Source organism: Rubrilithobacter danxiaensis (assembly GCF_047272945.1).
Classification (GTDB): domain Bacteria; phylum Bacteroidota; class Bacteroidia; order Sphingobacteriales; family Sphingobacteriaceae; genus Rubrolithibacter; species Rubrolithibacter danxiaensis.
This window is the reverse complement of record NZ_JBKOPS010000007.1, coordinates 136,551-161,670: the sequence shown is the minus strand read 5'-3', so window position 1 is coordinate 161,670 and position 25,120 is coordinate 136,551. Positions and strand designations below refer to the sequence as shown.

The window sequence follows — 25,120 nt, the reverse complement described above, 5'->3', positions numbered from 1 at the left end:
TTCCACAGTAATTCATTTTTTCCACACTTAGAGCAAAAACAAGTCAATAAATTAACTTTACAGACTTTTAAGAAGATTAAGATTGGCAAAGACTGCGACTAAAGAAACTCCATTAATGCAACAATATAACACCATCAAGGCGAAATATCCGGGTGCATTGTTGTTGTTCAGGGTGGGCGATTTTTATGAAACTTTTGGCGAAGATGCAGTAAAAGCTGCAGGAATTCTGGGTATCGTATTAACCAAACGGGCAAACGGTTCTGCCTCACACATTGAGCTGGCTGGTTTTCCCCATCATTCTTTAGAAACTTATTTACCCAAACTGGTAAGAGCAGGGCAACGTGTGGCTATCTGCGATCAGCTGGAAGATCCGAAATCAGTAAAAACCATTGTAAAACGCGGAGTGACAGAACTTGTAACTCCGGGTGTTTCTTACAGCGACAATATTCTTCAGCAAAAGTCCAACAATTACCTGGCTTCTGTTTTCTTTGAAAAAAATACTATAGGAGTAGCTTTTTTAGATATTTCTACCGGGGAGTTTTTAACAGCACAGGGAAGTTCAGATTATATAGATAAACTTTTACAAAGCTTTAAGCCTACCGAAGTTATTTTCCCTAAAAGCCGCCACCGTGATTTTACAGAAACTTTTGGCGACCGCTTTTATACTTATTGCCTGGATGAATGGGCATACAGCGGGGATTATGCGTATGAAACTTTACTGAAACACTTTGAAGTAACTTCCCTTAAAGGTTTTGGGGTAGATCGCTTACCGGTTGCTGTTACCGCAGCCGGTGTTGCTTTGCATTATCTGAACGAAACGGAACATCGCAATCTTCAGCATATTTCTTCCATAGCACGAATTGAAGAAGACCGTTTCATGTGGCTGGATCGGTTTACCATTCGTAACCTTGAACTTATAGTTTCATCGAATGAGAACGCCGTTACTTTGGTAGATGTTCTTGATCAGACCTGCTCACCTATGGGAGCGCGTATGCTGCGCCGCTGGATCGTGATGCCTTTAAAAGAAAAGAAACCCATTCAGGACCGTTTGGATGTGGTAGATTTTTTCGTGCAGCAGGAAGAACTGAGAGAAAATTTATTGCATGAAATTAAGCAGATTGGCGACCTGGAGCGCTTGATTTCAAAAATAGGTTTGCAAAAAGCAAATCCACGCGAAGTGTGCCAGCTAAAAAGAGCCTTATTTGCTTTGGATAATATTAAAAAAATATGCTCCGAAGCCGATAGTACTGCACTTCAAATCATCGCCGAACAGATAAATCCATGCGCAATTATCCGCGAAAAAATAGAAAAAGAACTTCATGTTGAACCGCCGGCACTGGTGATAAAGGGAAACGTAATTGCAGAAGGCGTAAATGAAGAACTTGACCGTTTACGAAAAATTGCTTTTGGCGGTAAAGGCTATCTGGTAGAAATTCAGAAGCGGGAAGCTGAAGTTACCGGAATACCGTCGCTTAAAGTTGCTTTTAATAATGTTTTTGGATATTATCTGGAAGTAACTAACTCACACAAAGATAAGGTTCCTGCCGATTGGATACGGAAGCAAACACTCGTAAACGCTGAGCGTTATATTACTCCAGAGTTAAAAGAATATGAAGAGCAGATACTGGGCGCAGAAGAAAAAATCTTAGCTCTTGAAACGAAACTCTATAACGAACTTGTTTACCAGTTATCGGAATACATTAAACCGATCCAGTTAAATGCCCAGCTGATTGCGCAACTGGATGTGTTGTTGTGTTTTGCCACGCTTGCTATAAAAAACTATTATGTAAAACCGGAAATTAACGAAGGTAATGCAATAGACATTAAAGGCGGGCGGCATCCGGTTATCGAAAAGAAACTGCCTGCAGGCGAAGAATACATCACAAATGATGTTTACCTGGACAGTGAAACCCAGCAGATAATTATTATTACCGGCCCCAATATGGCAGGTAAATCAGCTTTGTTAAGGCAAACCGGTTTGATAGTTTTAATGGCGCAGATGGGTTGTTTTGTTCCTGCAAAAGTTGCCACCATTGGCTTAGTGGATAAAATATTTACACGCGTTGGCGCTTCGGATAATTTATCGTCCGGCGAATCTACTTTTATGGTAGAAATGAACGAAACCGCCAGTATTTTAAATAACATTTCAGATAAAAGTCTTATCCTTCTGGATGAAATTGGCAGGGGAACAAGTACATACGATGGTATTTCCATTGCCTGGGCCATTGCCGAATTTTTACATAATCATTCAACAGCTAAAGCAAAAACACTTTTTGCAACGCATTATCACGAACTCAATGAACTGTGTAATTCTTTTAACCGTATTAAAAACTTCAACGTATCGGTAAAAGAAGTAGGCAATAAGGTGATATTTCTTAGAAAATTAGTTCCGGGTGGAAGTGAACACAGCTTCGGAATACACGTAGCAAAAATGGCAGGCATGCCACCCAAGCTTATTCATCGGGCCAATGAGATACTGAAGCGGCTTGAACAGGAGCGAACAGGCGGTGAACATATAAAAGACAGCATTAAAAAAGTGCAGCAGCAAGCCTATCAACTCCAAATGTTTTCGATAGAAGATCCAGTGCTGGTTAAAGTAAGAGATTTGTTAAATAACCTCGACGTCAACACCCTGACGCCTGTTGAAGCCTTAATGAAACTGGACGATATTCAGCGATTACTAAAAGGATAAACCGCTTTCTTTCCTGAAATCAACCTGTTGTAAATTCAATTAATCTATTATACATTTGCAGCGCTTTGGTTCTCGTCGGCTTCGCCGATAGGATTAAAAGGGAATCATGTGAAAATCATGAACAGACCCGCTGCTGTGTTCTCCGCAACGGTTACTAATTCAAAGCCACTGTTTGCTTAAGCAAATGGGAAGGCAAGTAACCGGGAGTAAGTCAGAAGACCTGCCAGGCACATTAATAATTCGGCTTTCGGGGATTGAAGCTTGAATGGTAATACTTCGCTGTATTCTCATTTTTGATTTTTCATCTTTTTATTGCCTGAATTATAAAAGTGAAATAGAGAATCACGGAGCTGTTTTATAATTAATCCGGAAAATTATGCAGTGCAAGGATGTTTTATTTCAACAAAATTTATCAGATGGGACTACGATGAGCAGGCAGTCGATAAATCGGAATTGAATCCGGTAGTTGCAGCATACTCAGAAGGTCTCATCACATCAAAAAAACAAATATTAGATGAAACAAACTTACATTCAAATTATTGCAAGCACTGTGCTTATTCCGGTTATTCTTTTTGCAAGTTCCGCTTTAGCACAGGAAAAAAATGCTCATTCCTTAGACGAAGTTGTGGTTACGGCATCACGGTCGCCAAGAAAACAATCAGAAATTGGCCGTGTTGTGCGTGTTATAAATTCGAAACAATTGCTGCAAAGTCAGGGGAGAACCCTGCCGGAGGTTTTAAATAATGTTGCGGGACTTACACTTTCTGGTAGCGGAGGTGGTTTTGGTTCCAATATCTCCGTATACACACGCGGAGCCGCTGCTGGTTACACACTTATTTTGATTGACGGCATTCCCGTTAATAATTCATCAGGTATTACTTCCGAATACGATATCAGTTCTTTTGCTATCGACCAGATAGAACGGGTTGAAATTTTACGTGGAGTTAATTCAACCTTATATGGTTCGGATGCAGTAGCGGGAGTAATTAACATCATTACTAAAAAACCTTCTGCAGATAAACTGAATGCGGATGTTCTTCTTTCCGCCGGAAATTATGGCTCACATAAGGAAGCAATTGGTTTAAACGGAACGAAAAATAAAACAGGCATCGCGGTAAATTTCAGCAACACTGCTACCGACGGGTTTTCTATTGCAAAAGACGCTACAGGAAATAGTAGTTTCGATAAAGATGGCCTAAACCAGCTCGCTTTAAACTCCCGAATAAATCAGGAATTAACTGATAGATTAAGTTTAAGTGCCAATCTGCAACTAACTCAAAATAAGTTTGATCTGGATGCCGGAGCTTTTACTGATGACGCCAATTATACCGGTAAAAATACCTTTCTCTTTGGTGGCCTAAATCTGAAATACAATCTGCGAAAAGGGGTTTTAAACGTTAATGTTAATCAGAATAACGTGTGGAATAATTTCATTAACCTGGCTGGTGGCGGTGACAATGGAAGTGCAAAGCAACGGAATACCGGAAAAATAACATATTCAGAAGCTGTACTGAATCAGCAGTTAGTTGAGAATCTGGATTTGACAGCAGGCTTGAATTACCGGGATACAAAATCTGACCAGGTGTATGAATCATTAAGCGATTTTGGACCTTATAATTCCTATTTATCTTCAGACTCTGCAAACAACTCGATTTTCAGCGGTTTTGCAAGTTTGTTTTTCCACAATAAAGCAGGCTTTAATTTCGAACTGGGGGGTCGATATAATAATCATTCGGAGTATGGCAATAATTACACTTATACCATAAATCCATCTTACGTTATAGTAAACCGCTATAAAATATTCGCCAGTTTAGCTTCTGCTTATAAAGTTCCAAGCCTTTATCAACTGTATTCACAATACGGAAATCAGGATTTAAAGCCTGAAAAGTCCACTTCATACGAGGGTGGACTGGATCTGGAATTAATTGTTTCAAAAGTTACGTTTACAGCTTCTTTCTTTAAAAGGGATATTACAGACCTGATTTATTTTTATTCAGACCCCGTCACTTTTGCTTCGCAATACCGAACCGGTAATTCGCAAAAAGATAAAGGCTTTGAGCTGGAGTTGAATACCAATCCCACCGAGAAATTATCCTTTAATGCCTGGTATGCCTATGTTGAAGGCGAAGGAAAAGATGCAACAGGAGCTGTGACTGAATATTTGTACCGCCGGCCTAAAAATTCTTTTGGAGCCAATGCTGGCTATAGCTTTAACAAAGCGCTTTCGCTGAACCTGATTTATAAATATACGGGAGAACGTTCCGATCCGTTTTATAACAATACCACTTTTAAAACAGACATATTAACCCAACGTTCTTTCTCTTTGCTTGATGCTTATCTGCAAATTATTCCTACCCGCAGACTTACTTTATTTATTGATGTAAAAAATCTGCTGGATGAAAAATATGTGGAATGGCAGGGCTATAATACAAGAGGCAGGAATTTTAATGCGGGAATAAGGTATACTATTCAATAATCTTATTTAGCGGGAATAAAAAATTTCCGCTTTTTTGTTATGAAAAAAAACGCAGCATTGTTCTGGAGCGGTGGTAAAGATTCGGCATTTGCTCTGTACCTGGTACAGAAGCATTATCCGGAAATCAGGGTTGCTTGCCTTGTTACCACTCTTTCTGAGGAATATAAACGTATTTCTATGCATGGCATCCGGGAATATTTACTGGATAAACAAGCAGAAGAGACTGGCTTGCCTCTTTATAAAATGTATGTTCCGGCCGGTTCTTCAAATCAGTTGTATGAAAAGGAATTGAATAAAATGTTGTTACGACTGAAAGCAGAGGGAATTGAATTTGTAATTTTTGGAGATATTTTTTTAGAAGACCTGAAGCAATACAGGGAAGACCTGTTAAAACAAAAGGGTCTTTCTGCTATTTTTCCTTTATGGAAGAGAGATACGCGGCAATACTTAGCTGATTTTTTAGCTTCGGGATTTAAAACAATTATTTGCTGCACAAGTAACCTTTATTTAGACGATAGTTGGCTCGGCAGGGAATTAAATGAACGTTTTTTACTTGATTTGCCGGAAGGGATAGATCCCTGCGGAGAAAATGGAGAATTTCATACTTTTTGTTTTGACGGGCCTGTGTTTAAGAAGCCTGTTAATTTTAAAACCGGAAATAAAGAATACCGTCAGTTATCATTAGATAGAGATAAAAAAGCAGGTTTTTGGTATCTTGATCTGTATTAATCCTTGGTTGCAAGTTTCCATCCTTATGTATAAAAATATTTTGAACAATAAACTTTATGAAGCCAAAAATTGTAGTGCTAACCGGCGCTGGAATCTCTGCTGAAAGTGGTTTAAAAACTTTCCGTGATTCGGATGGATTATGGGAAGGCTACGATGTTTATGAAGTTGCAACGCCAGAGGCATGGATAAGCAATCCGGCTCTGGTTCAGGATTTTTACAACATGCGCCGGAAGGATGTGCTGGCCGCTTCGCCAAATGCAGCACATATCGCATTGGCGGAATTGGAAAAGAAATACGAGGTAGTTATTGTAACACAGAATATAGATGATTTGCACGAAAGGGCAGGATCATCAAATATTATTCATTTGCATGGAATAATAACCAGATCTCAATCAAGTAAAAATCCAAATCTTACTTATTTAATGGAAGGCGATGAAATAAAAATGGGTGAGAAGTGTGAATTAGGCTCCCAACTTCGCCCTCATGTGGTTTGGTTTGGCGAGCCGGTGCCGATGATAGAAAAAGCTGCACAAATAGCTGCTGAAGCGAATATTTTTATTGTTATCGGAACTTCTCTGGCGGTCTATCCGGCAGCCGGCCTGATAGACTTTGTTCCTCACGATGCCGAAAAATTTTTAGTTGATCCAGCTACTCCTGATTTAAAGGTTAAGAACCTTACAGCAATTCGTGAAAAAGCCACCATCGGTGTTCCAAAACTGGTGAAGGAACTTCTGGAACGAATATGAAATGTTAAAAAATAAGAAGACCCACTGGACAGTGGGTCTCTTAAATAATTTGCTTATTTTATATCAGTTCTACACTTCTTTTTACAAATGCTGTAAGTTCAGCACCGGTTAACATTCCCTGCGATAGTAAGGCAAGGTCGAATGCTTGTTTCGCGAGCTGCGATTGAGTTTCTTCTCCTTCAGCCTGAAGAATTTTATTGATCAAAGGATGGTTTCCGTTGACAGCAACCTTATAATTTTCAGGGAAAGCACCGTAAAAACTCATTCCTCCACCCATCTGAGCCATGTCTTTCATCCGGCGCATAAACTCATCCATCGTTACACTTACGGGCAATTCATCCGGATTAAGACTTTCGATCTCCACTTTCATATTTGGCTTTTGTATCGCCTTTTCAAAGATCGTTTTTACTTTTTCGGTTTGCTCTTCAGTTAACGCATGTGCAGGATTATCGTCTTTCCTGATCAGTTTATCTATAACGTCTGAATCCACTCTTTTTAAAGATGTTTTCTCTAATTTCTGTTCCAAATGGCTGATGAAATGGTTATCAATAGGAGAGTCCATCAGCAGGACATCGTAATCTTTTTTATGAGCAGACTGGATGAATGCATCCTGTTTAGCCGCGTCGGTTGTGTAAAGGTAAACCAGCGTTCCGTCTTTATCGGTCTGATGATCCTTAACTTTGTCTTTATACTCTTCGAGTGTAAAATGCTGTTTACTGGTATTAGTTAGTAAAGCAAATTCTTTAGCCTTATCATAAAATTTATCTTCGCTTATAATTCCATATTTTACAAACAGCCCAATATCCTGCCATTTTTCCTCAAAAGATTTGCGGTCTTTTTTAAATAGTTCAGCTAACTTATCAGCAACTTTCTTGGTGATGTAATTGTTGATTTTTTTAACATTACTGTCGGCCTGTAAAAAGCTTCTCGAAACATTTAACGGGATGTCCGGAGAATCAATAACCCCATGCAGAAGCATCAAAAATTCCGGAACAATATCTTTTACTTCATCTGTAATAAATACCTGACGGGAGAATAACTTGATTTTATTTCTCTGCAGTTCGAAATCATTTTTCACTTTAGGGAAATAAAGAACTCCGGTTAAATTGAAGGGATAATCTACGTTCAGGTGTATCCAGAAAAGAGGATCTTCCGAGAAAGGATAAAGCTCTTTATAAAAAGCAAGATAATCTTCGTCCTTTAAATCTGCAGGAGATTTAGTCCATATCGGATTGGTATTATTGATGATATTATCAACCTCAACCGAGTCGTATTTTGGTTTTCCTTCTTCGTCTTCACCGGCAGGGATTTCTTCTGTTTTTGTTCCCAACTTAATTGGCACGGGCAAGAATTTGCAATATTTATCCAGTATTTCCTGCAATTTAAATTTCGACAAGAACTCCTCGGAATCCTGATTTATGTATAAGATGATGTCTGTACCTCTTTCGGTTCGGCTTCCTTCCGTGATTTCAAATTCAGTACTTCCATCACAAATCCATCGGGCCGGTTCAGAACCTTCCTGGTAAGAAAGCGTTTTTATTTCCACTTTATCGGCAACCATAAATGCGGAATAAAAGCCTAATCCAAATTTTCCGATCAGTTCATTCGCATCCTTTGCGTCTTTAAACTTCTCAACAAATTCTGTAGCACCAGAAAAGGCAATCTGGTTGATGTATTTTTTTATTTCTTCAGCGGTCATTCCTATTCCGCGATCAGAGATAGTGAGTGTTTTTTTGTTCTCATCAAAAGCGACTTCAACCATCAGATTGCCAAGTTCACCCTGATATTTCCCTAAAGATGATAGACGCTTTATTTTTTGTGTGGCATCTACCGCATTAGAAACTAATTCCCGAAGAAAGATCTCGTGGTCGGAGTAGAGAAATTTTTTAATTATCGGGAAGATGTTTTCGGTGTGAATTGATATAGTTCCTTTCTCTTGCATAGTCTTTAAATTGATGTTTTTCCTTTCTGCTCAACAGCTGTTCCAAAAGTCCTTTTTTTGTCAAATTGTCAGCGCCAGTAAACGGGTAGGTAACAAAATGAAATTTTTCAGGCTCTAAACCGTCAGTATTAAGTATATGCGAAACAAAATAAATATTGCGCCTTTTATTGCGCTCCTATTGATTTCCTTTTTAACTGACCTATATGTGTTTGAGGGAATAAAAGTAATAACAGCATCTCTATCGGCAGGATTACAGCAAATAATTCATACAAGCTTTTGGGTTATATCTTCCGGACTGGTTTTTTTATTCATTTATCTTTTTTATCGCTTGTTTCCCGCCCGCGAATTCACTTTGCTGTTTAATACTGTATTCAACGCTTTTTTAACGCTGTTTGTAACCAAACTTGTTTTTATTTTCTTTCTTTTTTTGCAGGATACAGGTCGGGTTATTGTAGGTGCTGTTAGTTACTATTCAAGTGGAAATGGCTTTCAATTGCCTCAGCGATCTTTACTTCTAACTGAGATAACTTTCTTACTTGCAGCCATACCTTTCTTTTCCTTTCTTTTTGGTGTTACCAGGGGGAAATATCATTACAAGGTGCACCGGCATACTTTATACTTTAAAGACCTGCCCGGGAACTTTCACAATTTTACCATCACACAAATCTCTGATGTCCATGCAGGTGGGCTGGATAACAAAAAGGAAGTACAAAAAGGAATAAATCTCATCAAAGCCCAAAAATCTGATGTATTTGTTTTTACCGGCGATCTTGTAAATAATAAGGCTAAAGAGATTATTCCCTGGATTGAACAGTTCTCCCAGATAAAATCTCCCTTGGGACAATTTTCCATTCTGGGGAATCATGATTATGGCGATTATGTGCCTTGGCACAACAATGAAGAGAAACAGAAAAACCTTGCGGAGCTAAAAAGATATCATCAGCAAATCGGCTTCAGGTTACTGCTGGACGAGCATGTTATTGTTGAAAAAGGAGGGCAAAAAATAGCATTATTGGGTGTAGAAAACTGGGGTCTGGGTTTTGGACAAAGGGGGGATCTTCGTAAAGCGCTGAATGGAATTGATCCATCTGCTTTTAAAGTGCTTCTTTCGCACGATCCGTCTCATTGGGATGCACAAGTAAAGAATTATCCTGTTAAGGTTCATCTTACTCTTTCTGGCCATACCCATGGAATGCAGTTTGGAATTGAAATTTTCGGATTCAAATGGAGTCCTGTAAAATATCGCTATCCAAACTGGGCAGGAATTGCAATGGAGAATGGCCGCGTATTAAATGTAAATCGTGGATTTGGTTTTTTAGGATTTTCCGGCAGAATCGGAATCTGGCCGGAAATAACGGTTATTACATTGAAAAAAACTGCTTAAACTAAAAAGAGCTCCATTCAGAGCCCTTTTTAAAAAAAAATATTGAAGAAAAATTACTCAGTAAATATAATACAGGGTGATACAATTTTTTAGTTAAATAATGTTAAACGCGAAGAGATAAATGTTAAATATTTTGGGATAAAAGCATTTACTTTGATTATGCCTTATGCTTATTTATTCCTTCTGCTCATTCTTTCCGTCGGAATATTCCTGAGTGTTAAAACGCAAAAACTTACCCTGCCAGCTGCCTTAACAGGTGGGATTGTGGCAATTTGTATTTTCGCCGGTGCTGGTTTTACCGGCATTGCAATGCTTGCTGCATTTTTTGTATTTGGTTCCGTTGCAACTTCCTGGAAAATAAAAAAGAAAGAACAGCTTTTTCTGGTTGAAAAAAACGAAGGAAGAAGGACAACGTCGCAAGTGTTGGCAAACGCCGGAGCTGCAGGAATAGTCGGACTTCTTTCCTTAATTCTTACGGCAGAACGACAATTGTTTGAATTAATGATAGCAGCCAGTTTTGCTTCTGCAACAGCTGATACTTTATCATCCGAAATGGGAAATGTGTATGGCAAAAATTTTTACAACAGTATCAGCTTTAAAAAAGATAAGCGAGGGCTGGACGGAGTTATAAGCACAGAAGGAACACTTTTTGGTTTTGCAGGAGCGCTGATTATTGCTTGTATCTTTTCAATTCTCCGAGGTTTTAACCAAAGTTTTTTTACTATAACAATTTCAGGATTAGCCGGTAATGTTTTTGATTCAATATTAGGTGCTTCTTTACAGCGAAAAGGCTATTTGAACAACAATTCAGTTAATTTTCTTAACACAGCTTTTGCTGCAATCCTTTCCCTGGTATTATTTGAGATTTTACAAAGGGTTACTTAAAAAGTAGTCTGATAATTGTTCCCATTCCAGGTCTAACGTAATTGAGGGCCTTTTCCTTGCGGCTCTGTTGTACCAATAATCGGCATTCCAGGTATCGCCTTCTTTTCTGTGAAGATAAGCATGAATCCAGGCAGCATCTTTATCAGACAGATTTTCAATTAGGCTGTGGGCCTTCTTCCAGTTATCTTTTGCATCGTACCACAAAGCCTGAAGGTAAACAGAAGCGTTAGCTGGCGGGTTATTCCCTGATAAACTTTCCTTAAATGCAGTTAGTTCCATTTTTTATTCAAAGACGATTGTTTTATTGCCTGTTACAAATACCCGGTCTTCAAAAACAAGTGTCATAGCTTTACTCAAAACCGATTTTTCTACTTCCTTACCGGCAATAACCATATCGTTTACCGTGAATGTGTGATTAATCGGAGTTATTTCCTGCGCAATTATCGGTCCTTCATCCAAATCGTTGGTTACAAAATGAGCGGTAGCTCCAATAAGTTTTACACCTCTTTGAAAAGCCTGACGATAAGGATGCGCTCCAACAAAAGCGGGTAAAAAAGAGTGATGGATATTTATAATCTGGTAAGGATAATTTGCAACAAATTGCGGCGAGAGTATCCGCATAAACTTTGCAAGTACTAAATAATCTGGATTATAAGTAGCAAGAATCTGTAAAATTTCCTCTTCAAATTGTTCTTTTGATTTCTCCTGGTGATCCACATAATGGAACGGTACATCAAAACGTTCGGTAAATGATTTTAGTGTTTCATAGTTGCCGATTACGCAGCAGATATTTGCACCCAGGTTATTAAAGCAATGCCGGGTTAAAGCATCGCCCAGGCAATGATATTCTTTAGTTACCAGCAGGGCAACACGTTTTTCTTTTTTTGGATTGATGCTGATTACCGCATTTTCAGGAAGTTTTATTTTTAGTTCCTGGAAAAGAAGATTCTGGTTTTCAGCAAGCCCCTGGCATTCAATACGTGTAAAAAAAAGAGAAGCGGTTTCATCCACAAATTCCCTCATTTCAGTAATATTAAGATTATGTTCGGCTAAAATGCGGGTTACAAGTGCAACAAGCCCTACTTTATCCGAACACTGTATCAGTATCAATGTATTCATGCTGTAAATATAATGGCAATTTTAAATTTCAGTAAAACAATGCCTGCTAATTAAATAGGCAAACACTTTTAATAAAGTTATTGTTTATCAAGAAAATTAACTTAAACTTTAAGAATATGAAAAGATTCCTGTACATCGTTCTGATTACTATGATAGTTGGTTTTGTATCTGTTAATGCTTCGGCCACCGATTTAAAAGTTAAGAACGGGGTAGCTACAGAAAAAACATTAACTGAAGAACAAAGAGAGGCACGTATTCAGCAGATTAAGCATCGTGTAGAAGAAATCAGGGATATGGACCGATCCAATATGTCTCGCCAGCAACGTAAAGATTTGCGCAATGAACTTCAGGATTTGAAAAAAGAAGCCAGGGCAGTAACATCCGGCGGTGTTTATCTATCGGTAGGAGCTATTCTTCTTATAATACTTGCGTTGATAATTCTTTTATAAATACATCTATCTACTTATACTAAAACATCTATTTATGAGCAGTTCATCAAATCAAACCCATGATCATCAAAAAATAAAGGAATGGGCAGAAGAACGGGGCGGTATCCCAGCAAAAATTAAAGGAACGGGAGGAGGCGATGACGAAGGTGTGCTTCGTATCCATTTTCCAAAAAACAGTGATGCCGATGATCGTTTCGAAGAAATTGAGTGGGATGACTTCTTTGAAAAGTTTGAAGAAAAAGATCTCGATTTTTTGTACCAGGATAAAAAAGCGGATGGTGAAACAAGCACTTTTCACAAATTTGTAAGCCGCGGAAATAAATAGCAATAGGGATATTCAAAAAGCAAGCATGCTTTTTATAAGAGTATGTGCAGTTTTTTGAATATCCCTTTTCTTTCTTAAAACTTATAAAGAATCTGTTATAGCTACCTTTATTTAGGAAGAAGGGGCTGAACCGGTATCTTCAATAGCTTTACCAATTTCGTTAACCAAGTCTGTATCCATATTTTCTCCGTTCAATTGTTCCCACGAATCATCCGCTTCATCTAAGCCTATTATTTCTTCGTCTCCATCGTCAAATACTACTCTGTAGGCTTTTTTTCCTTCAAATATTTCCGGCTGAATCTGAACTTCCTTCATTTCTCCGCTGTAGGGAATTGTAATTTTTACGATCTGCATTTCTTTATCCTTAAAGTTTAAAATTCCTGACCCACCCATTTTTATCGCCACTTGTAATAAAATAAAATCCTCCGTAGCTACCAATTATATTCACAGGTTCTCCGGTCTTCAAAAGGTCTTTTGCAATGGCGTTTGTGTCCGGTTCTGTTAATAATTCCGCTGTTGTTGAAATGTTTACTTTTTTTATCGGTTTTTCCGTGCTTTCTGCAACCGTGTATCTTATAAATCCGGTAGTACCGTCAGGTAAAACACTTTTATACCAGCGTGAAGTGGCTGCATCGATTCTGAAGATAGTATTTGCGTGTAAAGTTTTGAGGACTGTTTTTGCATCCGGATCGGTATAAATCGAGCTTTCAGACTTTGTTCTTGAAGATCTTCCCAAGATTGTTGTGTCTCCCCGAACGGGCAACGGATTGTTTTTTACAGGATTTACAAAAGGCAGCGGGTCAATGGCACCGCCAAAAGTGTACACTCCAAAATGAAGATGCGGAGAAGTGTGTATGGCATTACCGGTTTTACCAACAAGACCAATAGTATCACCGGTTATTACCCGGCTGCCCGGTTTTACCAGCTGAGAATCAAGATGCGCATAGTACAGCGTATAATCTTTGTTATCAGGATGCAGGAAAATAACCTTTCCGCCCAGTTTATTGGTTGTAACGGAAACAGTGGCATTTGCTGCGGCTATTGCAGGAGTACGAAATGGAGCGAAAATATCAATACCTTCATGCTTTCGTACGCCTTCATCCCGGCTGGCGCCAAAAAAGCTTTGAATACTGCTTCTCTTTACACCTTTTACCGGAAAACTCAGCGAAGGACCCGTTGTAATGGTTAATGTATATAATCCCGAAACCAGTAGTTCTGGCTGCAAACGCAGAACATAGGTGCCTGTTTCCTTTACTTCATAACTTAATCTGTTACTTAACGTATCGGCAGAGGATAAAAGTTTGGGATTGTTGTTTTGTACTTTTAGCAGGTCTGTAAATATCCTAAAATCGGTTGCTGAATTTTTATCCAATGTAATCAGTAACGTTTCTCCGCGTGTTCCCTTAAAACGAAATGCTGCCGCCTGCACCCGCTCGGCTGCAAAAAAACCCGTTTCCTTGTAGGGTAAGGTTATACTGATGGCTGACGAAATACTTTTTACTGCTTCCTGTGTCCAGGCTTTTCCCATGGCCGTTTGTAGCAAATTTGCAGCTTTCAGCTTTTGAGCGTATTGTTCATGCGGACTCCTTTTAGTAAACAAACCAGGTACTAAACTGGTACATGAATTTAAACAGAACACGAAAAGTAATACGATTCCTGATGTTAGTAAAATCTGCAAGTTTTTCATTCTTAAAGTTTAACTTTATATAATTCTTAAAGTTTTATTTTCAAATCTGCTATGGAAAATGAACCAATTGTAATTGAACGGACTTTCAATGCTCCTGTGGAAAAAGTATGGAACGCTCTTACTGATAGTCAGCAAATGAAGCAATGGTATTTTGATATCGCCGACTTTAAGCCTGAAGTTGGTTTCGAGTTCCGTTTTTACGGAGGAACTGAAGAAAAACAATACCTCCATATCTGCAAAATATTAGCAGTGGTGCCAAAAGAAAAACTAGCCCATACCTGGCGTTACGACACCTATGAAGGAAATTCAGAGGTAATATTCGAACTGTTTGAAGGAGATTCTCCAGATGAAACAAAACTGAAGCTTACCCACGAGGGTTTAGATACTTTTCCGCGTGATAATCCCGATTTTGCAAAAGAAAGTTTTATGGAAGGATGGAATTACATTATTGGTTCTTCTTTGAAGAGTTTTGTAGAAAACTAACTCCAATAAAGGGATAAGATTCTGACTTGAGTTGAAGGAAGGTAAGAAGGTTTTTATCAGATATTCAAATAGTTAAGCGTTTCTTTATTACGGTCAATCCTTATCAATATTAATTTTAATCAAACAAGGTTAAAAATATTTTAAAGCGTCGTAGGGGTAGGTGTATGTTTCGTTGTCTCATTTTAAAATCAGACAATGAAAACGACCACATACACATCTTTATTTCAACGCTCAGTCGTCAAAACAATCGGTGCAGCTATTCTCCTAGCGGCAGGATTAAATGTAAATGCTCAAAACAGTATTCCTGATAATATCCATATCGGGATTGTCTATCCAATAAGTACTCATGGCAATCACGCCGCCGCAGATACCAATATTTTTTCTCTCAACCTGTTGGGAGGTGTTTCTTCGGCAGAAAAAGGTTTAACATTTTCCGGTCTAACAAATGTAATTCTCAACAATGCAACAGGATTACAGTTTGCCGGCATATCGAACCATGTAGGAAACCGTTCAGAAGGATTTCTCTTTGCTGGTGTAGCAAACACTTACAAGGAGGGAAATGGAATGGCTTTCGCCGGTATAAGCAATATTGCTTCAGGAAAGGTAGAAGGCGCTCAGTTTGCAGGCTTGTTAAATACAGCTGCTGATGCCCTGGCAGCTCAATTTGCAGGTTTTACCAATATTTCTCACAATATAACGGGCTCGCAATTTGGCGGCTTTGCAAATATCAGCCATGATATGACAGGTTCGCAATTCGCAGGGTTTATAAATGTTGCTGCAAAAGTAAAAGGTTCACAGTTTGCCGGATTCAGTAACATTGCCGGTGGAAAGTTGACTGGTTCTCAATTCTCAGGCTTTCTTAATAAAGCAGGAGATGTAGCAGGCTCACAATTTGCAGGTTTTATCAATATCGCAAAGAATGTTAAAGGAGCTCAGTTGGCAGGTTTTATTAACATTGCTGATAGTAGCGATTCTCCCGTAGGCCTGTTAAACCTGATTAAACATGGCGAAAAAAGTATTGGAATAAGTACAGATGATAACCTGACAACTTTAGTTTCTTTCCGGTCCGGCGGAAGATCTTTATATGGCATATTAGGAGCAGGATATAATTTCAATAACACAGAAGAAGTATACGCCATTGAAGCCGGATTTGGGGCCCATTTCTTTGAATCACGTTCTTTCCGGCTGAACACGGAACTTGCTGCTGTTACACTTGAAAGCTTTAAAACAGGTGAATATTTCAAAGGTTCTTTACGACTTCTGCCAGCAGTTAGGCTTGCACGGTATTTTGAACTGTTTGGGGGCCCTGTATTTAATTATGTAAACACAAATACCGGCGAAGGTAAATCACTCACCAATCATTATTTCCGCACGTGGACTGAACGCCCCGAGGGCAGTTTTCAGGGATTGTATATCGGGTACACGGGCGGCTTTCATTTTCTTTTTTAATCGTATTTAATTAAAGCATCATATTAAAATTTATAATCATCATGAGAATTATCACACTAATTGCATTTGTAAGCATGTTCTGTTTTTCATGCTCAAAAGAGGTATTAACAGGCAATGGCAACAGACAAACAGAAACACGGAAGCCAGGAAGCTTTACTGCCGTTCGAAATTCCGGTTCAAATCCCGTTCATATTCAACATGGAGAAGAGTATAAAGTAGAAATAAAGGGTTCATCAAACCTGATTCCTGCTTTTAAGTCGGAAGTTTCAAATAATACCCTCCATTTAGGATTTGAGCGTGTTAATGTAAGAGATAATGATATTGAAGTATTTATTACCATGCCTAAAGTAAAAGAAGTTTCATTAAGCGGAAGCGGAAAGCTGGATATAGCAGGAGCATTTCCGGATCAGGAAATTTTCAGATTGAGGATAAGTGGTTCTGCGGATGTAACTGTTGAAGACCGATTTAATTCGGAAGAAGTAAGAGCAGATATTTCAGGTTCAGGAAATGCCAATCTGGAAAAAATAAATGCTCAACATGCAGAGGTTAATATTTCCGGCAGCGGTGACGTACGCATAACTTCGGAAGAAACACTTAAAGCACGGATAAGCGGAAGCGGAAAGGTTTTTTATACGGGAAATGCAACCGTAAACTCATCTATCAGCGGATCCGGCAAGGTTATTCATTTTTAACATAGTCCTTCAACTTTTAACAAGAAAGAAAATGTTATTTACAGCTTTATCTCCAGTCCTGGTTCAGACTATTTTTGGCGCACCGCAAATAGCTCTTGACACTATTGATGAGCTCGAAAAAAGTTCTCCAAACATATTAGTGTATGCTTTACCCTTGGTATTGTTGTTTACGCTGCTGGAATTTTTCTTCTCGCACCATCACGACCATCATAAAAGTTATGAGAAAAAAGAAACGATAGGCTCTGTTTTAATTGGTACAGGAAATCTGGCAGTAAACCTGGCATTGAAAGTTGTTTTGTTTTATGGAGCAGTGTGGTTATATAACCACTTGCCCTGGCGAATGATGTTTAACTGGTGGACACTGGTTCCTTGTTTTATTCTATATGACTTTTGCAGCTATTGGGCTCACCGTATTTCCCATTTCAACCGTTTTTTCTGGGCAACACACGTAGTGCATCATTCTGCAGAACACTATAATCTTACGGTTTCTTTCCGTCAGAGCTGGGTGCAGCATTTTAAGCTGATATTCTTTTTACCGGTTGCCTTATTAGGTTTTCATCCCGTTATCTTTTTTATCGCAAATCAGCTAAGTGTATTGTACCAGTTTTGGGTGCACACAGAATCTATCGGAAAATTGCATCCGTTTATTGAAAAGTATTTTGGCACACCTTCTAATCATCGGGTACATCATGGCAGCCAGGAAAAATATCTGGACAAAAATTTCGGTGCCACTTTTATGATATGGGATCATCTTTTCAACTCCTTTCAATATGAAAAGGAAAAGCCAGTTTATGGCATAACTACAAAGCTGGACAACAAAATAAATCCGTTCATACTGAATTTTCACGAATATGCTGATATTATAAAAGATGTTAAGCAGGCAAAAGGATGGCGGAAGAAGTTATTCTTCCTGTTTGCCAGCCCGGATAAAATTTCCCGGCATAAGAAAATGAGCATAACGAATATTTTAGAAAAAAAGGCTCCTAAAGCTTTTATTAAGCCAACTGCGAAGTTTGCCTATCGGATTTTGCTTTTATTCTTACTACAGTTGTTTGCTTTTCCGTTGCTTGCAACGCCTGCCGATGATACCGTATCGCTGCCTTCTCCGAAAGGAAATAATTTACTTTTTTACCTGCAACGGGACCCCGATGCAAATACAGTGATCTATGAATTAAATTACAGAAAAGACGGAACGCCTCATCCTTCAATTCCTGTAAAAGGTTCGTGGATACGGTACAGTGAAAACGGACAGCACAAAGACTTAAATGCCATAGAAAGAAAATTTGCTTACGGGATTCAGAGCAAGGCAATTGCGGATAACGAATACGAAATTAAACTGGTATCCTATAAAAAACAACCAATGTATCTGAAACGTACGGAGACGGGAAAATATGTTATTTACACGAATATCAATAAACAAGAACTTTTATTAAAACGGGTCTTTGTGAGGGTAAACGGCGGGTCGTTCTGGTTTCCGAAAGTGGAATATATAGAGCTGGCAGGTATTGAAACATCCAGTGGTAAAGAAGTTATTCACCGCATTAAAATTTAATAAATTCGTTTGAAAATTTAACAGATATATCAGTACAGGTAAGCTGAGTGCTTAAAACTGATATATTTGACGGAGATTTAAACGAGTGGAATTAACAGGAACTAACGTTCGGGAGCGGGTTGAATACGATGATCAGGCTTTTGAACAATTATTTAAAACACATTTTAAAGCGCTTCATTCGTATGCCGCTGTTATGCTGCGTGACGATGATCTTGCTGAAGAAATTGTACAGAATATGTTCCTGAAGTTATGGGAAAAACGCGAACAATTAAATGTACAAACATCGGTAAAAGCATATTTATATAAATGTGTACATAACGATAGTCTGAACTATCTTAAGCACCAGAAGATTAAGGCAAAGTACCAGGATTATGCCACTTACTCAATGAACGGTAACACAGAACAGGCATCTAAGAATCTGGAATTAAGCGAGTTGGAAAGCCGCCTGGGAGAAGCATTGAATGAACTGCCGCAGCAATGCCGTACTATTTTCCAGATGAGTCGTTTTGAGGAATTAAAATATAAAGAGATAGCAGAACGCCTGGATCTTTCTGTTAAAACTGTAGAAAATCAAATGGGTAAGGCCTTAAAAATCCTGCGGTTAAAACTGGCTGATTTTCTGCCGCTGATTGTATTAATTTTATGGTTGTTGCATAACCGCTATTTTTTGATTTAGAGGAAACATGAAGGAAGAGCTACTGATAAAGTTTCTGTTAAAAGAAGCAAGTGTTGAAGAGGAAAACCTCGTCAGAAATTGGATTGCATCTGATCCTGCAAATGAGAAGCAGGTTTCGCATTATGAATTAATATGGAAAGCAAGTAAAAAACTCGAATCACAAAGTAAAATTGATGAGGAAGCTGCATGGCAGCGTTTTAAACAAAAGGCAAATGCTTCTGCTCAGAAACCTGTTGTTCGTTCTTTGACTTCTAAATACAGCTGGTTGAAAATTGCTGCAGCAATTGTAGTGCTGGCTGCAGGCTGGTCGGTTTATTCAAAACTTAGCGGACCGAATTATATTACAATAGCCGCGGCAGGAGAGGTGCGCACAGAGCAGCTTCCTGACGGTTCGGAAGTTATACTGAATAAAAATTCTGAATTATCATTCAATAATAAGTTTACCGGCAATAAAAGAAAGGTTCATTTAGAAAAAGGAGAAGTCTTTTTTAGGGTAACTCCTGATAAAAATAAACCTTTTATTATTGATGTTGATCAGGTTACCGTTCGAGTGGTTGGAACCTCCTTTAATGTAAAACACCTTCATAATCAAACCGAAGTTATCGTTGAAACAGGTATTGTTCGTGTAAGTCTCGGAAAACAACAGGTTGAACTGCGCCGCGGTGAAAAGGTAAAGATAACAGGAGATGCCGGAAAACTTGTTAAACAGGAAAATACAGATCAGCTTTATAATTATTACCGGAGCAAAGAATTTGTTGCTGATAACACACCTTTATGGAGAGTGGTTGAGGTATTAAATGAGGCATACCAGGCAGATATCAGTATAGAAAATACCCGGGTACGTGATCTTACACTTACCACTACTTTCAAACGGGAGGAATCGCTGGATCACATTCTTCAGATTATCAGTGAAACTCTTGATATTACAGTTGTTCGGTCAGATAAAAAGATTATCCTGAAGTAAAAGGCGATGAAAACCAGATTAATTCTTGCCGTCTTCTTTCTGTGCGTATCTGCTGTTGTTCAGGCTCAGGAAAAAACAGTGTTCCGGTCCAATCTCTCCCGCAAGATTTCGGTAAAAATAAATAATCAGCGATTGCAGGATGTGCTTGATAAAATAAGTGAACAGGGAAAGTTTTATTTTTCGTACAGCGGAAAAATGCTTCATAGGGATAGCATGGTATCAGTAACAGCGGAAAATAAAACTATACGTTCTGTTTTGGATGAGCTTTTTCAGGGACAGGTTGACTATAAAGAAAACGGTAATTATATCATTCTGCGCTCGGCCGCTTTACGTTTTTATATTGAGCCGGAAACGATATCAAATCAAAACAGATTATACCAGATAAGTGGTTATGTAATTGATGAAAAAACCGGAGAAAAGGTTAAAGACGCCAGCGTTTACGAAAAACATTTGCTCCGTTCTGCATTAACGGATGATCAGGGCTTCTTTAAAATGCGCTTTCGAGGAGATTATACTTCCATCAATTTAACGGTAAGTAAAGAAGCATACAGAGATACTTCGATGGTATTTTTGTCGAGTATCCTGGTAAAACCTGAAGGCTATCAGGAAACAGACGAAGAAAAAAGCAGGCGTTATACTTCCGATCTGGTTGAACGATTAGGTTTCGGACGGTTTTTTGTTTCATCCCGGCAACGGATACAAAGTTTAAATATTCCCGGTTTTCTTGCCAACAGTCCGTTTCAGGCGTCGCTTACTCCGGGCCTCAGTTCGCATGGAATGTTAAGTTCGCAGGTGGTAAATAAAGCTTCTTTAAATTTAGTTGGCGGTTATACTGCCGGAGTTGATGGTGCAGAAATGGCAGGTGTTTTTAATATAAATAAAGGAAACGTTGGAAATTTTCAGATTGCAGGTGTTTTTAACCTGGTAGGAGGGGCGGTAAAGGGAGTGCAGATTGGAGGCGTAATGAACAATGTACTTGACAGTATGAATGCGGTACAGCTTGCAGGTGTGTTAAACAGCGTAAATAAAAATGCACAGGGAGTACAGATAGGCGGAGTATTTAATCATGTGCATCAAAATTTTTCTGGAGTACAAACCTCAGGTGTTTTTAATCTCACATCAAAAGATTTTTCGGGGATGCAAATTACAGGGGTAACTAACGTAGTATCGGGAAATTTAAATGGAATTCAGATAGCAGGAGCAGGAAATATTGCTTCCAAAAAAATGAGCGGCTTACAAATCGGAGGCGTCTTTAATCTAGCCAAGAACATGAAGGGTATGCAGATCGGGCTGATTAATATAGCCGACAGTTCTTCAGGTTTTAGCCTGGGATTGCTCAATATTGTAAGAAAAGGGTATCATAAAATCAGTTTATCAACCAATGAAGTGATGAACGCCAATGTTGGAATTAAAACAGGTAATTCAAAATTATATACAACCATAATTGGCGGAATGAATGTATCAGATACGGAAAAGATTTATTCTGCCGGGCTTGGGCTGGGACACGACTTTTTATTTGGTAAACTGTTTTCGGTTTCCGCCGAACTTTCTTCGCAGTACTTATACCTGGGAAATTTTGATAATACAAATCTTCTGAATAAGTTCCAAAGTAATTTTCAGTTTAAGATTTTTAATGGCTTAACTCTTTTTGCCGGACCGGCTTATTCAGTCTATTACAGCAAAGCATCCTCATCAAGCTCAATAGGTTTCAAACAACATGTCTATCCTGAAAACCATCGCGTTTATAATGATGATCTGAAAGGCTGGCTTGGGTTTAACGCAGGAGTAAGTATTTTTTGAGGATAAGATTATAATTACCGCTATTCTAGCACATTATCAATCTGAAAATTCTTCTGTTTTAGCATACAGCAATGCACTTAAAAGAGCACATTGGAATCTTGTATGTGCTTAAAAAGTTTAAGTGATCTTTCAAAATTGTCTCTTTTAAATCATAAAACCGGCTTTTCTGATAAGTTAATTCCTTACACAAAACAAAATGGCGTAATAGTTGATTCTATATACAGCTGGCAGTTTCTGCCTGTACCACTAAACATTTTTTGAAGATTATATTAAACTTTTAATTATGAAAATGAAAGAATTATTATTGAATGCCTTAAGTTTTAATGAAATTTTAAAACAATTTTCTATCGATCAGTCAGAGGTTACTATTAAAGATGAAGATCTGCTGATGGCAAATCCCGATTGGATGAATAAAGAGATTTTGAAAGAGCGGATCTGTATTGAGGGAAAATCAAATAATAATATCATTAATTTTTTTGGAACGCTGCATTATAACTTTTTCAACCAGCTTGCTGTTTTTGAGCCTGAGTTTATAGAAAAAACTCCTGTTAACACTGCTATTAATTAGCAATGTATAGGTGTTTAATAAATTCTTTTAAATATTTTGATAAAAAAAACCTGCCCCAAAAAGGCAGGTTTTTTTGTAACAGGCAGGTGGAGTGTTTTAAACTAAACTATTCCCTGTGCAATCATAGCATCTGCTACTTTTACAAACCCGCCTATATTAGCTCCTTTTATATAATCAATATAACCGTCTGCTTGTTTACCATGTTTAATACAGATCTGGTGTATCTGATGCATAATTTGCTTTAAACGAGTGTCAACCTCATCTCTCGTCCATGATATGCGTAAGGAGTTTTGGGACATCTCAAGGCCGGAAACAGCAACACCGCCGGCGTTGGCCGCCTTGCCGGGAGCGTATAAGATTCTCGCCTTATCAAAAGCATGAACGGCTTCAATAGTACAAGGCATATTTGCACCTTCAGCAACACAAATACAACCATTTTTAATTAATGTCAGCGCATCCTCCTTGTTCAGCTCATTTTGGGTGGCATTCGGAAAGGCAACATCACATTTGACTTTCCATGGACGCTCGCCTTCAAAAAACTCGCAGCTATATTTTTTAGCATACTCTTCAATCCTTCCTCTTTGCACATTTTTCAGGTTCATGATATAATCAAGCTTTGATTTATCAATTCCTGCCGGATCGTAAATAAAGCCACTTGAATCAGATAAGGTAACAACAGTAGCTCCCCAATGGATACATTTTTCAACCGCATACAGGGCAACATTCCCTGATCCTGAAATAGCAACAGTTTTACCCTTTAGTGAATCTCCCCGTGTTTTCAGCATTTCTTCAGCAAAATATACCACTCCGTAACCCGTAGCTTCAGGCCTGATCAAACTGCCTCCGTATTCAAAACCCTTACCTGTTAAAACTCCGCTAAATTCGCCCTGTATCCTTTTATACTGTCCGAACAAATAACCAATTTCCCTTCCTCCAACGCCAATGTCGCCGGCCGGTACATCAATATCAGCATGTATATGTCTGTATAGTTCAGTCATAAAACTTTGGCAGAACTTCATCACCTCGTTATCTGATCGTCCTTTAGGATCAAAATCGGAACCGCCTTTACCGCCACCCATTGGAAGACTGGTAAGGCTGTTTTTAAATACCTGTTCAAAGGCAAGAAATTTAAGTATGCTCAGGTTAACTGAAGGATGAAAACGTAAGCCTCCTTTGTAAGGGCCGATCGCACTGTTCATTTGAACCCTGTAACCGCGATTTATTTCAACTTCTCCCTGGTCGTTAAGCCAAGGGACTCTGAACATTATAACTCTTTCAGGTTCTGCAATTCGTTCGAGTATCTTGTGATTTTGATAGTGGGGGTTTTCTGCAGTAAAAGGGATAACAGACTCGGCAACCTCTTGTACAGCTTGTAGAAATTCAGGTTCATGGGCGTTCCGTACTCTGACCTTATCCATGAACTCCTTTATAAGTACATCCATTAAAATAAAAATTGTTTGGTGATCGTACGAATCTATAAACTATTCTAAAAAATGCTGAAATATCAGTGAAATTTTTACGGTAATAATTTAAAAATTAATTAAATGGCAAAAATATTGTTTGTGTAAGAAGTAGAAATACCTTAAAACCGTGTATCGTATTTGCTGTTAAAATTTAAACGATAACTTTAAAATGCATACTACCGAACCACAAAAAGTACCGCCTCAATCGCAGGAGCATCAACCAGGAATTGAATCTGAAATGACTCCAAAACCGCATTATCAGGGTGAGAGCCAGGATGTGTTTTCAAAACTTGCAGGAAAAGTAGCAATTATTACCGGTGGCGACAGTGGAATTGGCCGGGCAGTAGCAATAGCTTTTGCACGTGAGGGAGCCGATGTGGTAATATCTTACCTGGAGGAGCATGCAGATGCTGAAGAAACAAAAAGACATGTGGAAGAGTACAATCAGCACTGTTTACTTATTCCGGGTGATGTAAGTGAAGAGCAGCATTGTATCAAAATTGTGCAGGAAGCTATTTCAAGATTTGCCCGCATTGACATTGTTGTAAATAATGCTGCTGTGCAATATCCACAGAAAAATTTAGAGGATATTACAGAAGAGCAGCTGGAAAAAACTTTCAGAACCAACATTTTCCCACATTTCTTTTTAACAAAAGCTGCGCTTAAATATCTTAAAAAGGGTAGCACCGTTATTAATACTGCTTCGGTTACAGCTTACAGGGGTAGCAGTCATTTACTCGACTATGCCTCAACAAAAGGCGCCATTGTTGCTTTTACCAGATCGTTGGCATCTAATCTGGCAGAAAAGGGAATCCGGGTAAATGCAGTGGCCCCGGGCCCGATCTGGACACCTTTAATTCCGGCGTCTTTTCCTGAAGAAAAGGTTGGGTCTTTTGGTCAGGATGTGCCGTTAAAACGTCCCGGTCAACCGGAAGAAGTGGCACCAAGTTATGTATTTCTTGCTTCAGAGGATTCCAGCTATATGACGGGGCAGGTATTGCATCCAAATGGGGGTGAAATAATAAATGGATAAGAACCG

At 38.7% G+C, this 25,120-nt stretch carries 23 protein-coding genes and 1 riboswitch; of the genes, 17 read left to right on the top strand and 6 right to left on the bottom strand.

The genetic code is table 11. The annotated features are described in order from the left end of the window. The first annotated feature begins 82 nt into the window (after window positions 1-82). The 4 genes from mutS (at window position 83) to ACLCDL_RS10960 (ending at window position 6,643) form a co-directional block, all read left to right on the top strand. The gene (mutS, locus tag ACLCDL_RS10975; RefSeq protein ID WP_423148343.1) at window positions 83-2,692 is read left to right on the top strand and encodes a DNA mismatch repair protein MutS; all 2,610 of its coding nucleotides are present in this window, start codon (window positions 83-85) and stop codon (window positions 2,690-2,692) included. A 49-nt stretch (window positions 2,693-2,741) separates the two neighbouring features. Continuing rightward, window positions 2,742-2,934, top strand: a riboswitch (cobalamin riboswitch). 272 nt (window positions 2,935-3,206) lie between these two features. After that, a complete protein-coding gene (locus tag ACLCDL_RS10970) occupies window positions 3,207-5,168 on the top strand; it encodes a TonB-dependent receptor plug domain-containing protein (protein ID WP_423148342.1) in 1,962 nt (653 codons plus the stop codon). 39 nt (window positions 5,169-5,207) lie between these two features. After that, complete coding sequence (locus tag ACLCDL_RS10965) at window positions 5,208-5,897, top strand: Dph6-related ATP pyrophosphatase (RefSeq protein WP_423148341.1); 690 nt, start codon at window positions 5,208-5,210, stop codon at window positions 5,895-5,897. 56 nt (window positions 5,898-5,953) lie between these two features. Continuing rightward, window positions 5,954-6,643, top strand: a complete 690-nt coding sequence (locus ACLCDL_RS10960) for an SIR2 family NAD-dependent protein deacylase (protein WP_423148340.1) — start codon at window positions 5,954-5,956, stop codon at window positions 6,641-6,643. A gap of 58 nt (window positions 6,644-6,701) precedes the next feature. Here the strand turns inward: ACLCDL_RS10960 and htpG are convergent, their stop codons facing one another. Then, window positions 6,702-8,585 carry a molecular chaperone HtpG gene (htpG, locus tag ACLCDL_RS10955; protein WP_423148339.1) on the bottom strand — a complete coding sequence of 628 codons (1,884 nt, stop codon included), beginning with the start codon at window positions 8,583-8,585 and terminating at the stop codon, window positions 6,702-6,704. A 136-nt stretch (window positions 8,586-8,721) separates the two neighbouring features. On the opposite strand from htpG, the gene ACLCDL_RS10950 reads away from it, so the two are divergent. Together ACLCDL_RS10950 and ACLCDL_RS10945 are read left to right on the top strand one after the other, a co-directional pair. Beyond that, complete coding sequence (locus ACLCDL_RS10950; protein ID WP_423148338.1) at window positions 8,722-9,969, top strand: metallophosphoesterase; 1,248 nt, start codon at window positions 8,722-8,724, stop codon at window positions 9,967-9,969. A gap of 159 nt (window positions 9,970-10,128) precedes the next feature. Next, window positions 10,129-10,854, top strand: a complete 726-nt coding sequence (locus ACLCDL_RS10945; protein ID WP_423148337.1) for a DUF92 domain-containing protein — start codon at window positions 10,129-10,131, stop codon at window positions 10,852-10,854. Here the strand turns inward: ACLCDL_RS10945 and ACLCDL_RS10940 are convergent. Together ACLCDL_RS10940 and purU are read right to left on the bottom strand one after the other, a co-directional pair. Beyond that, the gene (locus ACLCDL_RS10940) at window positions 10,837-11,133 is read right to left on the bottom strand and encodes a hypothetical protein (protein WP_423148336.1); all 297 of its coding nucleotides are present in this window, start codon (window positions 11,131-11,133) and stop codon (window positions 10,837-10,839) included. The genes ACLCDL_RS10945 and ACLCDL_RS10940 overlap by 18 nt on opposite strands. A gap of 3 nt (window positions 11,134-11,136) precedes the next feature. Next, entirely contained in the window at window positions 11,137-11,973 is an 837-nt protein-coding gene (purU, locus tag ACLCDL_RS10935) for a formyltetrahydrofolate deformylase (RefSeq protein WP_423148335.1), read from the bottom strand. Window positions 11,974-12,089: 116 nt separating this feature from the next. On the opposite strand from purU, the gene ACLCDL_RS10930 reads away from it, so the two are divergent. Both ACLCDL_RS10930 and ACLCDL_RS10925 read left to right on the top strand, forming a co-directional pair. Continuing rightward, complete coding sequence (locus ACLCDL_RS10930; RefSeq protein ID WP_423148334.1) at window positions 12,090-12,422, top strand: OmpH/Skp family outer membrane protein; 333 nt, start codon at window positions 12,090-12,092, stop codon at window positions 12,420-12,422. A gap of 34 nt (window positions 12,423-12,456) precedes the next feature. Beyond that, a complete protein-coding gene (locus ACLCDL_RS10925; protein WP_423148333.1) occupies window positions 12,457-12,747 on the top strand; it encodes a hypothetical protein in 291 nt (96 codons plus the stop codon). 111 nt (window positions 12,748-12,858) lie between these two features. Here ACLCDL_RS10925 and ACLCDL_RS10920 read toward each other — a convergent pair whose 3' ends face one another. Together ACLCDL_RS10920 and ACLCDL_RS10915 are read right to left on the bottom strand one after the other, a co-directional pair. Beyond that, window positions 12,859-13,101, bottom strand: coding sequence for a hypothetical protein (locus ACLCDL_RS10920; RefSeq protein ID WP_423148332.1), 243 nt, complete (start codon window positions 13,099-13,101; stop codon window positions 12,859-12,861). A gap of 10 nt (window positions 13,102-13,111) precedes the next feature. Further along, complete coding sequence (locus ACLCDL_RS10915) at window positions 13,112-14,434, bottom strand: peptidoglycan DD-metalloendopeptidase family protein (protein WP_423148331.1); 1,323 nt, start codon at window positions 14,432-14,434, stop codon at window positions 13,112-13,114. A 51-nt stretch (window positions 14,435-14,485) separates the two neighbouring features. Here ACLCDL_RS10915 and ACLCDL_RS10910 point away from each other — a divergent pair, with 51 nt between their 5' ends. The 8 genes from ACLCDL_RS10910 to ACLCDL_RS10875 all read left to right on the top strand — a co-directional run bounded on the left by ACLCDL_RS10910 (window position 14,486) and on the right by ACLCDL_RS10875 (window position 22,618). After that, window positions 14,486-14,917 (top strand): SRPBCC family protein, encoded by a 432-nt coding sequence (locus tag ACLCDL_RS10910; protein WP_423148330.1) that lies wholly within the window; start codon window positions 14,486-14,488, stop codon window positions 14,915-14,917. Window positions 14,918-15,112: 195 nt separating this feature from the next. Continuing rightward, entirely contained in the window at window positions 15,113-16,366 is a 1,254-nt protein-coding gene (locus tag ACLCDL_RS10905; protein ID WP_423148329.1) for a hypothetical protein, read from the top strand. A 41-nt stretch (window positions 16,367-16,407) separates the two neighbouring features. Further along, window positions 16,408-17,058 carry a head GIN domain-containing protein gene (locus ACLCDL_RS10900; protein WP_423148328.1) on the top strand — a complete coding sequence of 217 codons (651 nt, stop codon included), beginning with the start codon at window positions 16,408-16,410 and terminating at the stop codon, window positions 17,056-17,058. A 31-nt stretch (window positions 17,059-17,089) separates the two neighbouring features. Next, entirely contained in the window at window positions 17,090-18,610 is a 1,521-nt protein-coding gene (locus ACLCDL_RS10895) for a DUF4833 domain-containing protein (protein WP_423148327.1), read from the top strand. A gap of 85 nt (window positions 18,611-18,695) precedes the next feature. Beyond that, window positions 18,696-19,286, top strand: coding sequence for an RNA polymerase sigma-70 factor (locus ACLCDL_RS10890; protein WP_423148326.1), 591 nt, complete (start codon window positions 18,696-18,698; stop codon window positions 19,284-19,286). 7 nt (window positions 19,287-19,293) lie between these two features. Continuing rightward, window positions 19,294-20,250 (top strand): FecR family protein, encoded by a 957-nt coding sequence (locus ACLCDL_RS10885; protein ID WP_423148325.1) that lies wholly within the window; start codon window positions 19,294-19,296, stop codon window positions 20,248-20,250. A gap of 6 nt (window positions 20,251-20,256) precedes the next feature. Further along, window positions 20,257-22,050 carry a peptidase associated/transthyretin-like domain-containing protein gene (locus tag ACLCDL_RS10880; protein WP_423148324.1) on the top strand — a complete coding sequence of 598 codons (1,794 nt, stop codon included), beginning with the start codon at window positions 20,257-20,259 and terminating at the stop codon, window positions 22,048-22,050. 289 nt (window positions 22,051-22,339) lie between these two features. Next, window positions 22,340-22,618, top strand: coding sequence for a hypothetical protein (locus ACLCDL_RS10875; RefSeq protein ID WP_423148323.1), 279 nt, complete (start codon window positions 22,340-22,342; stop codon window positions 22,616-22,618). A 101-nt stretch (window positions 22,619-22,719) separates the two neighbouring features. On the opposite strand, the gene gdhA is transcribed toward ACLCDL_RS10875, so the two are convergent. Next, the gene (gene gdhA / locus ACLCDL_RS10870) at window positions 22,720-24,060 is read right to left on the bottom strand and encodes an NADP-specific glutamate dehydrogenase (RefSeq protein ID WP_423148322.1); all 1,341 of its coding nucleotides are present in this window, start codon (window positions 24,058-24,060) and stop codon (window positions 22,720-22,722) included. Window positions 24,061-24,250: 190 nt separating this feature from the next. Here gdhA and ACLCDL_RS10865 point away from each other — a divergent pair, with 190 nt between their 5' ends. Continuing rightward, the gene (locus ACLCDL_RS10865) at window positions 24,251-25,114 is read left to right on the top strand and encodes an SDR family oxidoreductase (protein WP_423148321.1); all 864 of its coding nucleotides are present in this window, start codon (window positions 24,251-24,253) and stop codon (window positions 25,112-25,114) included. Window positions 25,115-25,120: the final 6 nt, after the last annotated feature.